The organism is Ensifer sp. 2TAB8, assembly GCF_052115125.1.
Taxonomy (GTDB): domain Bacteria; phylum Pseudomonadota; class Alphaproteobacteria; order Rhizobiales; family Rhizobiaceae; genus Ensifer.
On sequence record NZ_JBFRGB010000019.1, the window covers coordinates 96,850 to 110,636 of the forward strand.

Consider the following 13,787-nt stretch of genomic DNA (forward strand, 5'->3'; position numbering starts at 1 on the left):
GCCCCGCCGTCTCCTTACTGCTGATCCAGAGCGCGGGTCAGGCTAAGCGCGGCGATCGTGCAGATCGCACCGGAAATCAGGTAACCGCCGATGAATATGATGCCGAAGCTGCTGGCAAGCCCGAGCGCCACGAGCGGCGCGAAGGCGGCGCCGACGAGCCAGGCGAGATCGGATGTCAGTGCAGCACCCGTGTAGCGATAGTACTGGGTGAAGCGCGAAGACACGGCACCAGAGGACTGGCCGAAGGAAAGCCCGAGAATGGCAAATCCGATCAGGATATAGGCGTCCTGACCTTTGCCGCCGGCATCGAGCAGGAACGGAGCCGAGAAGCTGAAGATCGCGATCAGGATCGCACCAATCATCAGCTGGTTGCGGCGGCCGACGCGGTCGGCGATCACGCCTGACAGCACGATGCCGATGGCACCGAGGGCGGCGCCCGCAACCTGGACCCACAGGAATTCAGCGGCCGACTGGCCACCGTTGAGAGTCACCCAGCTCAAGGGGAAGATCGTTACGAGGTGGAACATCGCAAAGCTTGCGAGCGGCACGAAGGCGCCGAGCACGACGTCGATGCTGTGCTTGCTCAGCATCTCGAAGATCGGCCGCGCCTCGAGCTCCTTGGCTTCCATTGCAGCGCCGAATTCCTTGCTGGCAACGATGCGCAGGCGCGCGAAAAGCGCCACGACGTTGATCGCGAAGGCAACGAAGAAGGGGTACCGCCAGCCCCAGGCGAGGAAATCCTCCTGCGAGAGATTGCTGACGAAGTAGCCGAAGAGAATGCTCGCAAGCGCAAAGCCGATCGGCGCACCGAGCTGTGGGATCATTGCGTACCAGCCGCGGTGATTCTGCGGCGCATTGAGGTTCAGCAGCGACGCAAGGCCATCCCAGGCCCCGCCCAGCGCAAAGCCCTGTCCCAGTCGGAAGAGCGCAAGGAGCGCCACGGCCCAGTAGCCGATCGTGTCGTAGCCCGGCAGGAAGGCGATGGACGCGGTGGAGCCGCCGAGGATGACGAGGGCGATCGTCAGCTTCGTGCCGCGTCCGTAGTTGCGGTCGACCCACATGAATACGAAGGACCCGACGGGACGGGCGAGGAAGGCGAGGGGAAACAGCGCGAAGGACATAAGCGTCGCGGTGACCGCATTGGGCGCGAACGGGAAGATCAGCTTCGGGAAAACAAGAATCGAGCCGAGGCCATAGACGAAGAAATCGAAGAACTCGGAGGTTCGCCCAATGACCACGCCGATGGCGATACTTCCCGGGGACAGAGGCTTGTCGTCCTCATGGATGCGACGTGCATCCCGTTCGAGTCCAGACGATGTGGGATGAGTGACCGAAACCATGAACTTCTCCGACGAACGTGCGTCTTGTCGTTAGAGTGTTGACCAATTGGCGTCTGATATCAAGAATGCCGTGCACGTACATGCGCACATGCCTCATTCGAGTTCGTGCCTAACGTTCGCTTGAACAGCCGGCATCGAACCGACATTAAGCCATTGCGCCCGTACAGACGCGCATAGAGCGATACGGCCGTCACTGCACTGCGGCAAAATGCTGCGCTGCGACGATGGACCTCACTTCCATGCGCGACCATGCCCGAGTAATGCCGACTAGACAAAACGCAAGTTGAGGCCGCAATGCCGAAGCCATTCAGTTTAGCCGGACGATCGATGGTCGCCGTCCTGTTGCTCTCCGTTCTCTCGGGATGCAACATGGTGGTCATGTCGCCCTCCGGCGATATTGCCGCTCAGCAGAGGGATCTGATCGTCATTTCGACGGTCCTGATGCTGGTGATCATCGTCCCCGTCATTTTCCTGACGCTCTTCTTCGCCTGGCGCTATCGCCAGTCGAACACCGCTGCCAAGTACGATCCGGAATGGCACCATTCCACCGGTCTCGAAGTTATCATCTGGTCGGCGCCGCTCGCCATCATCATCGCACTCGGCGCGATTACCTGGGTAAGCACGCACAAGCTCGACCCCTATCGGCCGCTCGATCGCATCGATGCGGCGCGCCCGGTAACCGATGAGATGAAGCCGATCACCGTCGAGGTCGTAGCCCTCGACTGGAAATGGCTGTTCTTCTATCCGGACTACGGCATCGCCACGGTCAACGAGATGGCAGCACCAGTCGATGTGCCGATCAACTTCAAGATCACGGCATCCTCGGTGATGAATTCCTTCTACGTCCCGGCGCTTGCCGGCATGATCTACGCCATGCCCGGCATGCAGACCAAGCTGCACGCCGTCATCAACAAGGCCGGCGAGTACGAGGGCCTTTCGTCCAACTATAGCGGCGACGGCTTCTCGCACATGCGCTTCAAGTTCCACGGTGTGGACCAGGCGGGCTTCGACCAGTGGGTCGCTCGCGTGAAGCAAAACGGCACGATGCTCAACCGCGACGCTTACCTGAAGCTCGAAAAGCCGAGCGTCAAGGAGCCGGTGCGTTACTTCGCCTCCGTTGAAGACGGTCTCTACGACGCCGTGCTCAACATGTGCGTTCGCGAAGGGCAGATGTGCATGAAGGACATGATGCACATCGACATGATGGGTGGCGCCGGCGTTGAAAGCCACGAGAACCGCGCCAAGCTCGAGCATGACAACCGCCATGCGGGCGGCGTGGTCGAAGCGGCAGCACCGGGCGCAACGGCTCCGGAAGCCGGCAATGCCGCCGGTCGCGAACAGCCGGTCGCCGGCAGCGATCAGCCGTCGGCGGTCGAACCGATGAACCACGACATGCACAAGACGCACTAGGAATTTCGCGCGCTCGCTGGCCCTGATCCAGCGAGCGCCAAGGTCCTTTGGGCCGCAATTCGAGACATATTGGAAGACCCATGTTTGGTGACACCAGCCTCACGCAATTCATCTTCGGGCGGCTTACGTTAGAAGCGATCCCCTATCACGAACCGATCCTCGTCGCGACCTTCGCAGCGGTGGCCGTCGGCGGCATCGCCATTCTCGCCCTGGTCACGAAGTACAAGCTCTGGGGCTATCTCTGGCACGAGTGGTTCACGTCGGTCGATCACAAGAAGATCGGCATCATGTACATCATCCTGGCGATCGTCATGCTTTTGCGTGGCTTTGCCGATGCGATCATGATGCGCATACAGCAGGCGATCGCCTTCAACGGCAACGAGGGCTATCTCAACCCGCATCACTACGACCAGATCTTCACCGCCCACGGCGTGATCATGATCTTCTTCGTGGCGATGCCCTTCGTCACTGGTTTCATGAACTATGTCGTGCCGTTGCAAATTGGCGCGCGCGACGTCTCGTTCCCGTTCCTCAACAATTTCTCGTTCTGGATGACGACGGGCGGTGCGGTCATCATCATGATGTCGCTGTTCGTCGGTGAGTTCGCACGGACCGGCTGGCTCGCCTACCCGCCGCTTTCGGGCGCGGATTACAGTCCGGGCGTCGGCGTCGACTATTACATCTGGGGACTTCAGGTGGCCGGTGTCGGCACGACGCTATCAGGCATCAACCTGATCGCGACCATCGTGAAGATGCGCGCTCCCGGCATGACCTTCATGAAGATGCCGGTCTTCACCTGGACCTCGCTTTGCACCAACATCCTGATCGTGGCGACCTTCCCGATCCTGACGGCAACACTCGCCCTTCTTTCGCTCGACCGCTACCTCGGCATGAACTTCTTCACCAATGACCTTGGTGGCAATCCGATGATGTACATCAACCTCATCTGGATCTGGGGTCACCCGGAGGTCTACATCCTCGTGCTGCCGGCCTTCGGCATCTTCTCCGAGGTGGTGGCGACCTTCTGCGGCAAACGCCTCTTCGGCTACACGTCGATGGTCTATGCCACCTGCGTGATCATGATCCTGTCCTACCTCGTGTGGTTGCACCACTTCTTCACCATGGGTTCCGGTGCATCGGTCAATGCCTTCTTCGGGATCACCACGATGATCATCTCGATCCCGACGGGCGCCAAAATGTTCAACTGGCTCTTCACCATGTATCGCGGCCGCATCCGCTATGAGCTGCCGATGCTCTGGACTATTGGCTTCATGGTCACCTTCGTCATCGGCGGCATGACCGGCGTCATGCTGGCGATCCCGCCGGCCGACTTCGTGCTGCACAACTCGCTGTTCCTGATTGCCCACTTCCACAACGTCATCATCGGAGGGGTGTTGTTCGGGCTGATGGCGGGCTTGGTCTACTGGTGGCCGAAGGCGTTCGGCTACAAGCTTGATCCGTTCTGGGGTAAGATGAGCTTCTGGTTCTGGCAGATCGGCTTCTTCTTCGCCTTCATGCCGCTCTACGTGCTCGGCCTGATGGGCGTCACCCGCCGCGTCAGCCAGTTCGAAGATCCGTCGCTGCAGATCTGGTTCATCATTGCCGCCTTCGGCGCGGTCCTGATCGCCATCGGCATCGCGTCCTTCATCATCCAACTGGTCGTCAGCTTCCTCAGGCGCGATCAGTTGCGCGAGACCTCAGGCGATGCCTGGGATGGCCGCACGCTCGAATGGTCGACCTCGTCGCCGCCGCCGGACTACAACTTCGCCTTCACCCCAGTCGTCCACGACCACGACAGCTGGTACGACATGAAGAACCGAGGTTACGAGCGCCCGCTCGAAGGCTTCAAGCCGATCCACATGCCGAAGAACACCGGCACGGGCGTCATCCTCTCGGGCATCAGCGTCATGCTCGCCTTCGCGCTCATCTGGTACATCTGGTGGCTGGCGGCCGTGTCCTTCATCGCCCTCATCGCCGTCGCGATCGGTCACACGTTCAACTATCAGCGTGATTTCTTCATCCCCGCCGAAACCGTTGCGGCGACCGAGGATGCGCGCTCCAAGCTGCTCACGGAACGGATCTGAGACGATGAGCCAAACCCAAGTCCAAGAAAACGAAAAGCCGCAGTTCTACCTGACGGAAGAGCATCACCCGGAACACAGCACCATGCTGGGTTTCTGGCTCTACCTGATGAGCGACTGCCTGATCTTCGCCGTGCTCTTTGCGACGCATGGCGTTGTCGGCCGCAACTACGCGGCGGGACCGTCGCCGGCGGATCTTTTCGACCTCGGCCTCGTCGCCTTCAACACGGCGATGCTGCTTCTCTCTTCCATCACCTATGGCTTTGCGATGCTCCAGATGGAGCGCAACGCCAAGATGGAGACGCTGTTCTGGCTCGGCGTCACCGGCGTGTTCGGCGCGATCTTCCTGGCGGTCGAACTCTATGAGTTCTATCACCTGCTTCTCGAAGGTGCAGGCCCGACGCGCTCGGCCTTCCTGTCGTCGTTCTTCACGCTGGTCGGCACGCACGGGCTGCACGTCACCTTCGGCATCATCTGGCTGATCACGCTGATGGTGCAGGTCGGCAAGCACGGGCTGATCCCGGAAAACCGCCGTCGCCTGATGTGCCTGTCGATGTTCTGGCACTTCCTCGACGTCATCTGGATCGGCGTCTTCTCCTTCGTCTATCTCCTGGGAGTTCTCGGATGAGCGCACATTCCGACCACGAAAGCGCGTTCGAACCGCATCACGCGCACAGCCATCACGGCGACGCCGCCGGTCACGGTTCGTTCAAGAGCTATATGACGGGCTTCATCCTCTCGGTGATCCTGACGGCCATCCCGTTCTGGCTGGTTATGGGTGGCGTGCTGGACAGCAAGATCTTGACCGCCGTCATCGTCATGGGCATCGGCGTCGTCCAGATCGTCGTGCACGTGATCTACTTCCTGCACATGAATGCGCGCTCCGAGGGAGGCTGGACGTTGATGGCGCTGATCTTCACGATCATCATCGTCGGCATCGCACTCGCGGGCTCTCTCTGGGTCATGCATCACCTCAACACCAACATGATGCCGATGACCCACGAGATGATGAAGAACATGCCCTGACGACGGGTCAGGGCAGGTGGATACCACGATGACCACCGACGACAAGGTGAAGGGGAGGGACCGCGTATCCTCCCGCGCCCGTTTGATGATGACGGGCGCCCTGTTGTTCCTCGTAGCGGTGTTCCTGGCGCTCGGCACCTGGCAGGTGCAGCGGCTCTCCTGGAAGCTTGATCTCATTGCCCGTGTCGAGGCACGCATCAATGCGCCCGCCGTGCCGGCACCAGCGCGATCTGACTGGGGTGCCGTCACACGGGAGAAGGAGGAATACCGTCGCGTCACCGCAAGCGGCACCTTCAGTCATGACAAGTCCACGCTGGTGCAGGCATTGACGGAGCTTGGCGCCGGGTTCTGGGTTCTGACGCCAATGCGCCTGGAAGACGGTTCGAACGTGCTGATCAATCGCGGCTTTGTGCCCGTCGATCGCCGCAATGCTGCCGAACGCGCTGAAGGTGATACCGACGGGGCCACCACGGTAACAGGGCTACTCCGCGTCACCGAACCTGGCGGCGCCTTCCTGCGCTCCAATGATCCGGCAAACGACCGTTGGTTCTCGCGCGACGTCGCCGCGATTTCTGCGGCGAAGGGCCTGCATGATGTCGCACCCTACTTCATCGATGCGGATGCGGCACCCAATCCCGGCGGCCTGCCTGTCGGCGGACTTACGGTCGTTCGTTTTCGCAATAGCCATCTGGTCTATGCGCTGACCTGGTTCGCTTTGGCGGCGATGAGCATGGCTGGCGCATATCTCGTCTACCGCCACCGAAACAAGACTTAACGCCGGGGCGCATGCGTCCTGTCCAATCCCGCATGAGCGGCGGCGCCCCAACGAGGTGCGGACCGGTCGCCGATCCATTTCAGCAGCACTTTAAAACGAAACAGGGCACTCGACCCTTTCGGGGAGCGCCCTGTTCCAACCCGGAAAGCTCCAATCGCGTGCCAGCGGCACGTCGAACGAAACCCTCGAAACGGGTGATGGTCGTTAGATGGAGGGGATTTCGAAGATTTCAAGGGCGATGCCAATACGTTTTCGGTGTCAGGGTGCCGCTTGAGACGAAAAGAGTCAGGGCTTCTGGCGCTCCTGATTCCCGTCGACCGCCGCAATGACGGGCCTGGGCCTGTCTCCATGGATTTGTTGTGAAAATGCCTCCAAAAGTTGTGGCTACCGCGTACCCTGCGCGCGGCCGGCGAACTGTCCGCGACGGCCGCGTCAGATGGTGTGTTGAATAGGCCACACGAGATTGCCGGTTGATACTTTGAGGAACAATGGAGAGTTGCATCATTGACTTGTTGCCTGCTGCTTTATTAGCTGCGAGCGCCGGGTGGGGCTATTTTCCCGGTAATAATTGGGGGTATTCATGGGGCTGCGGGGCGGCAACGTCGCAAGCGGACGATCGTTTTCGTGCGCGTTTTGGCGAGGTTCTTTTCTGTCTTTCTTCGCAGCGATCGGCATGCTGCTCGTTGCGGCTGCCAGCGCGTCAGCGCAGGTCGTCACGATATCGGCGAGCCCTGCGACCTTCAACGCGGCCGGCGACACGATCAATTTCAGCTATGTGCTGAACCCCGGATCCTACAACATCCTCAGTATCGCACCGGTCTCGACCGCCAATAAGGCCGTGGTGGTTTCATGCCCACCGATCGCCGGCGGCGGAACTACTTCCCCGGTTACCTGCACCGGTTCCTACCAGGTCGATGCTTTGGATGCGATGTCCGGGCAGTTTGTCGATTTCGTGACATTCACCGGGACGCGCACCGGCGGCAACTATACCGCCAACAGCAACACGATCGTCGTGCGTGCAGCGACCGGCGGTCCCGTCGTCATGGACGTGGTAGCTTCGCCGAGCCCATCGATCCCGGGGCAGCAGGTATCCGTGACGGCGACTGTTTCGTCGATGGGCTGTAACGCAGGTCAATCGCCGCCGGGCAGCGTGACGATCTCCATTGGATCGCAATCGGCGACCCTTGGGCTTACTCCAACCGGACCGGTCAGCCCGGCTTCGTCAGCGACGTTCCAGACGTCGACTCTGCCGGTCGGCGAACATGCCGTTTCGGTAAGCTATGGCGGCGGTAGCGGATGCAGCACCGGCACGAAGACAGGCACGAGCCATTGGGTCGACAGCAAGCCGACCGTCACCATCAACCAGGCGCCAGGTCAAGCAGACCCGAGCGCGAAGGCGTCAGTCCTCTTCAACGTCACCTTCGACAAATCAGTCACCGGCTTCAACGGCAGCGACGTCCAGCTTTCCGGTACCGCCGGAGCAACCACGGCAAGCGTGTCCGGGTCCGGCGCCAGCTACACGGTCTCTGTGAGCGGAATGACGCAGGCGGGCACGGTTACGGCCAGCATTCCTGCCGGGAAAGCCACGAGCGTGGCGGGCCTCACCAACGACGCCTCGACGAGTTCCGACAATACTGTCACTTACGCTCCCATTGCCATCTCAACGACGACGCTGCCGAATCCGGTCTACAATCAGACCTATTCGTCGCAGACGGTGGCCGCCACTGGCGGATCGGGAGCGCTGACCTTCAGCAGAACCGCCGGTGCTTTGCCGGCTGGGATGTTTCTCTCAAGCGGCGGCGTTCTTTCAGGCAAGCCGACCGCGAGCGGGCCTTTCAACTTCACCATCACTGCGACCGACGCCGAAGGGTCGACGGCATCACAGGCATACTCTGTGACCATTGCCGCCCCGACGATTGCGATCGAACCAGTATCGCTCTCCAACGGCACCTTCGGTACGGCCTATTCGCAGACGCTTGCGGCCTCCGGCGGCGCTTCGGCCTATACGCTCGCCGTGACGCAAGGGGCGCTGCCCAACGGATTGACGCTCGCAAGCAACGGCACGCTTTCTGGCACGCCGACCGCGGCCGGTCCGTTCACCTTCACCGTTACGGCGACGGATCAATACGGCCAGACGGGGAGCCGTGCCTACGGCATGACCATTGCGCCGGTCGTCCCCGGGGCGCCCGTTATCGGCACTGCCGTCGAGGGCGACACGACGGCCGATGTGGCCTTCACCGCGCCGCCGATTACCGGCGGAGCGGCGATCTTACACTATACCGCGATAGCGAGCCCCGGAGGAATGAAGGTAGACGGACCATCGAGCCCGATCCGTGTGACCGGCCTCGCGAATGGGACTGCCTATACGTTCACCGTGACCGCGACCAACATCGTTGGTGAAGGTGCTGCTTCCGCTGCCTCGAATTCAGTCACTCCGAAAGCGACCCAGACGATCACCTTCACCAATCCCGGCGCCCAGGCCTTCGGCACGAGCCCGACACTGAGCGCGTCGTCGGACTCCGGCCTCACCCCCACGTTCACCTCTTCCACCACGGCCGTCTGCACGATCACGAGCGCCGGTGAGTTGAATTTCGAGAAAGCTGGTACCTGCACGATCAGCGCCGACGAGCCCGGCGATGGCACCTATCTTGCCGCAACGACGGTAACTCAGAGCTTCACCGTCAATGCCATCGCTCCCGGCGCGCCGACAATCGGGACTGCAACCGCCGGCGACATGCAGGCGAGCGTAACGTTCTCTGCTCCGTCGACGAGCGGCGGCGAAGTGCCGAGCCTGTATACAGTCACGTCTAACCCCGGCGGTCACAGCGCGACCGGCGGATCGAGTCCAATCACGGTCCCGGGCCTCACCAACGGCTATTCCTACACATTCACGGTGACGGCGGCCAACAGCGGGGGCCCCGGGCCAGTCTCCGCCGCTTCCAATGTGGTTACGCCGAAGGGATCTCAATCGATATCCTTCACCAATCCTGGCGCGCAGAACTTCGACACGACCCCGATTTTGACCGCCACGGCGAGCTCCAGCCTGACACCGACGTTCACCTCGTCGACCACAGCTGTTTGCACCATCACCAGTGGCGGCCAGCTTCGGTTCCTTCAAGCGGGTACCTGCACCGTCAGTGCAGACCAGGGAGGGGATTCAGCCTATCAAGCAGCACCGACGGTGACACAGAGCTTCACCATTAACGCCGTCGTCCCTGGCGCCCCGACGATTGGCACCGCGACGGCCGCCGATAGCGAAGCAACCGTATCGTTCACCGCCCCTTCCTTCACGGGCGGCGACGCGATCAGCGGCTATACCGTCACGTCTAATCCAGGCGGCATCAGCGTGAGCGGACCGGCAAGCCCGATCACCGTAACGGGCCTCAGCAATGGAACGTCTTACACCTTCACCGTTGCAGCCGAAAACGGCGTGGGGAAGGGCGCGAGCTCTGGTGCGTCCAATGCCGTGACGCCGATAGCGGCTCCGATCGCCGGCCCAGCTTCGGCGACGGTCGCGGCAAACTCGTCTGCAAATTCGATTACACTCGCTCTCTCCGGCGGTACGGCCGCTTCAGTTGCCATTGCGACCAATCCGACGCACGGTGTTGCGGCCGCTTCCGGAACCTCGATCACCTACACCCCGACCGCGGGATACTCCGGCTCCGACAGTTTCACCTATACTGCAACGAATTCGACCGGGACCTCGTCGCCGGCGACGGTTACAATCACGGTCTCGCGGCCGACACTGACCTTCTCGCCGGCAGCAGGCGCGCTGCCCAGTGCTACGGTCGCAAGCGCTTACAGCCAGACGATTTCAGCCGCCGATGGCATGGCGCCCTACAGCTATGCGATCTCTGGCGGCACCGAGCCGCCTGGACTGACCCTCGACGCCTCGACCGGCATCCTTGCGGGCACACCGACCGCAGACGGCAGCTACAACTTCACGGTTCAGGCAACCGATGTGAATGGGGCCACCGGGACCGCCACTTATGACCTGACCGTGGCCGTACAGGCGCCCACGACCGCACCGGTTTCGGCCACGGTCGCAGCCAATTCGTCGAACAACGCGATCACGCTGAGTATTTCAGGCGGCACAGCAAACTCGGTTGCCGTAGCAGGTAATCCCGCGCACGGAACGGCTACGGTTTCGGGCCTGTCGATCACCTATACGCCGGCTTCGGGCTATTCGGGATCCGACAGCTTCACCTATACGGCGACCAACGCCACCGGCACATCATCTCCGGCCACGGTCACGATCACCGTGACGGCGCCGACGCTCGTCTTCGCGCCGACAGCCGGAACACTTCCGGGGGGCACGGTTGCGAGTGCTTACACGCAGACGGTCTCGGTCGCCGATGGCATGGCGCCTTACAGCTTTTCGATTTCCGGTGGTGCGCTGCCGCCGGGGTTGACGCTTGACGCCGCTACCGGCGAAATCGCGGGAGCACCGACGGCCGACGGAAATTATAATTTTACCGTCCAGGCAACAGACGTGAACGGTGCGGTAGGCACTGCGAGCTACAGTGTGGCCGTTCGCATCCAGGCGCCAATCGCCGGCGCTACGGTGGCGACAGTAGCGGCCAATTCCGCGGCAAATGCCATTGCGCTCGATCTTTCCGGCGGCACTGCGGCAACGGTCGCCGTCAACTCCGCGCCGGCACACGGCACAGCCAGCGCCTCGGGAACTGCCATCGCCTACACGCCGGCCGCCGGCTATTCGGGCCCAGACAGCTTCAGCTATACGGCAACGAACGGGACCGGCACATCCGCCGTCGGAACCGTCACGATCACCGTGTCGCAGCCGACACTCGCCTTCACGCCGACTGCAGGAGCGCTTCCGGGCACGACTGCAGGCCAGTTCTATGACCAGACGATTACGGCTGCGAACGGCAACGCTCCCTATAGCTATGCGGTCACTGGCGGCGCGCTTCCAGCGGGTTTGACGCTTGCTGTGGATGGCCGCCTTTCGGGAACCCCATCGGTCGACGGTCTGACCAATTTCTCTGTCACCGCGACCGATGCCAACGGTGCAACGGGTGCGGCGAGCTACAGCCTTGCCGTTGCTGTTCAGGCTCCTGCCGCCGGTCCGGTTTCTGTTACGGTTGCCGCAAATTCCGCAGCAAATGCCGTGACGCCCAATCTCTCCGGCGGCGCTGCTGCGTCGATCGCCGTTGCAAGTCCTCCCGCGCATGGAACGGTGTCGACATCGGGTCTATCGATCCTCTACACGCCGACTACCGGCTATTCAGGCTCGGACAGTTTCACCTATACCGCGACCAATGCGACCGGCACCACGGCGCCGGCGACGGTCACGGTGACCGTTTCGCCGCCCGCTCTGGCGTTTTCCCCGTCGTCCGGCAAACTTCCCAATGCAATTTCCGGCGTGTCCTACAGCCAGACAATTACGGCGAGCACCGGAACTGCGCCCTACAGCTACGCCATTACATCCGGCGCGCTGCCGGGCGGCCTGGCGCTTGACGCATCGAGCGGGACCATCTCCGGCCGGCCGGCCAGCGACGGCGACTTCCAGTTCACGGTGACGGCGACCGACGCCAATGGCGCGACGGGACAGGCGAGCTATCAGATCGCCGTCCTCTCCAGCAATTTCGTCTTCAGCCCATCGTCAGGAGCACTGCCGGATGCGATGGTCGGCGAGGCCTATTCGTCACGGATCTCCGCCACCGGCGGCGTCGGTGCGCTGATCTACAGCGTCAAGAGTGGCGACCTGCCGAAGGGCATGGTCCTCAACGTCTCCACCGGCGAGCTGACCGGGCCGCTGGCGGCGGACGCCACACCGGATACCTATTCCTTCACCATCGCCGTCGTCGACAGCCGCGGCGCCAGCGGTTCGGCGGTCTATTCGCTGGAACTGAAGGCACGCTCGGTGACGGCGCCGGATATCGTCGTCGAGGTTCCCGCCGGCTCGACACCGAACAACGTCTACCTCAATGCCGGCGCCACCGGTGGTCCGTTCRTCGGSGCGGCGGTGGCCGCGGTCTCGCCGCCGATCGCCGGCAAGGCGGAGATCGTCGAAGGCGAACTTGCGGCTGCAGGCAGCTTCACCCCGGTCGGCTATTACCTCAAGTTCACGCCGAACCCGGCTTATTCCGGCTCCGTCGTCGTGAGCTACACCCTGAAGAGCGCGCTCGGCTCGTCGAATGTCGGCCGCGTCACCTACAGGATCGCGCTCGATCGCGTGGCSGCCGGCGAGGAAATCGACGGGCTCGTRCGCGACTTCGTCCGCACCCGGCAGAACCTSTTGTCCTCGACGGTGCAGACGCCCGGTCTGCTCGACCGGCGGCGGGCGGCGGCCGGCACCGATCCGGTGACGACGGCGGTGACGCCATCGGACAAGGGTGCACGGCTCGGCTTCTCGACCAGCCTCACCCAGATYCAGGCGGCGCGCGATGCGGCGGAAGCGGCGGCGGCCGGCGAAACCTTCGTCAAGACCGACCGGCCCTTCGAYATCTGGATGAACGGCAGCTTCCTGTTCCACAAGGACGAGGAWGACGCCAGCGACAAGTGGGGCAACTTCGCGCTGTTCTCCGTCGGTGCCGATTATCTCGTCAATGACCGGGCGCTCTTCGGCCTGTCGTTCCACTACGACTACATGACCGATCCGACCGACGAGGATGCCGAACTGAAGGGCAATGGCTGGCTGGCCGGCCCCTATGCCTCGTTCGAACTCGGCAAGGGCGTGTTCCTCGATGCCAACCTGCTTTATGGCGGCTCCTCGAACGACATCGACACCGGCATCTTCAAGGGCAATTTCGACACCACCCGCTGGATGGCGGATGTGAAGCTGACCGGCGAATGGCAGTTCGACGAGATCACGGTGCTGACGCCGAAGCTCCGGGCAGTCTATTTCAACGAAGAGACCGATGATTACAGCGTGAAGAACGTGCTCGGCGAGGTCATCGATCTCAAGGGCTTCATCGAGGAACAGGCGCGCTTCAGCGTCGGCTTCGACGTCGAGCGGACGCTGGAACTGGAAAACGGCCTGATCCTGTCGCCGTCGGTCGGTGCCGATGTCGGCTTCGCCTCGCTCGACGGCGAAGGCCTGTTCGGGCGGGTTTCAGCCGGGTTGGCCTTGTCGAACACCGACAACTGGGACCTCGACTTCTCGCTGCTGTTCAACATCGAAGGCGACGGTTC

At 62.2% G+C, this 13,787-nt stretch carries 7 protein-coding genes; 6 read left to right on the forward strand and 1 reads right to left on the reverse strand.

The window, feature by feature from the left end; all coding sequences use genetic code 11:
- Window positions 1-14: 14 nt before the first annotated feature.
- Window positions 15-1,340, reverse strand: a complete 1,326-nt coding sequence (locus AB4Z53_RS25940; RefSeq protein WP_113540667.1) for an MFS transporter — start codon at window positions 1,338-1,340, stop codon at window positions 15-17.
- Window positions 1,341-1,634: 294 nt separating this feature from the next.
- Between AB4Z53_RS25940 and cyoA the strand changes: the two genes are divergently transcribed.
- The 6 genes from cyoA to AB4Z53_RS25970 form a co-directional block, all read left to right on the forward strand.
- Window positions 1,635-2,750, forward strand: a complete 1,116-nt coding sequence (gene cyoA / locus AB4Z53_RS25945) for a ubiquinol oxidase subunit II (protein WP_441598450.1) — start codon at window positions 1,635-1,637, stop codon at window positions 2,748-2,750.
- Between the two features lie 80 nt (window positions 2,751-2,830).
- Window positions 2,831-4,834, forward strand: a complete 2,004-nt coding sequence (cyoB, locus tag AB4Z53_RS25950) for a cytochrome o ubiquinol oxidase subunit I (RefSeq protein WP_113540669.1) — start codon at window positions 2,831-2,833, stop codon at window positions 4,832-4,834.
- Between the two features lie 4 nt (window positions 4,835-4,838).
- Window positions 4,839-5,459, forward strand: coding sequence for a cytochrome o ubiquinol oxidase subunit III (gene cyoC / locus AB4Z53_RS25955; RefSeq protein WP_113540670.1), 621 nt, complete (start codon window positions 4,839-4,841; stop codon window positions 5,457-5,459).
- Complete coding sequence (cyoD, locus tag AB4Z53_RS25960; protein ID WP_113540671.1) at window positions 5,456-5,857, forward strand: cytochrome o ubiquinol oxidase subunit IV; 402 nt, start codon at window positions 5,456-5,458, stop codon at window positions 5,855-5,857. Before cyoC ends, cyoD begins: the two co-directional genes overlap by 4 nt.
- 28 nt (window positions 5,858-5,885) lie before the next feature.
- Complete coding sequence (locus AB4Z53_RS25965; protein ID WP_441598452.1) at window positions 5,886-6,632, forward strand: SURF1 family protein; 747 nt, start codon at window positions 5,886-5,888, stop codon at window positions 6,630-6,632.
- 673 nt (window positions 6,633-7,305) lie between these two features.
- A partial coding sequence (locus AB4Z53_RS25970) for a putative Ig domain-containing protein (protein WP_441598454.1) occupies window positions 7,306-13,787 on the forward strand: 6,482 nt, incomplete at its 3' end.

What these genes read in the sequence shown, in the direction of transcription:
- AB4Z53_RS25940 (WP_113540667.1), bottom strand. Translation starts at nt 1,340, where the DNA reads ATGGTTTCGGTCACTCATCCCACATCGTCTGGACTCGAACGGGATGCA.
- cyoA (WP_441598450.1), top strand. Translation starts at nt 1,635, where the DNA reads ATGCCGAAGCCATTCAGTTTAGCCGGACGATCGATGGTCGCCGTCCTG.
- cyoB (WP_113540669.1), top strand. Translation starts at nt 2,831, where the DNA reads ATGTTTGGTGACACCAGCCTCACGCAATTCATCTTCGGGCGGCTTACG.
- cyoC (WP_113540670.1), top strand. Translation starts at nt 4,839, where the DNA reads ATGAGCCAAACCCAAGTCCAAGAAAACGAAAAGCCGCAGTTCTACCTG.
- cyoD (WP_113540671.1), top strand. Translation starts at nt 5,456, where the DNA reads ATGAGCGCACATTCCGACCACGAAAGCGCGTTCGAACCGCATCACGCG.
- AB4Z53_RS25965 (WP_441598452.1), top strand. Translation starts at nt 5,886, where the DNA reads ATGACCACCGACGACAAGGTGAAGGGGAGGGACCGCGTATCCTCCCGC.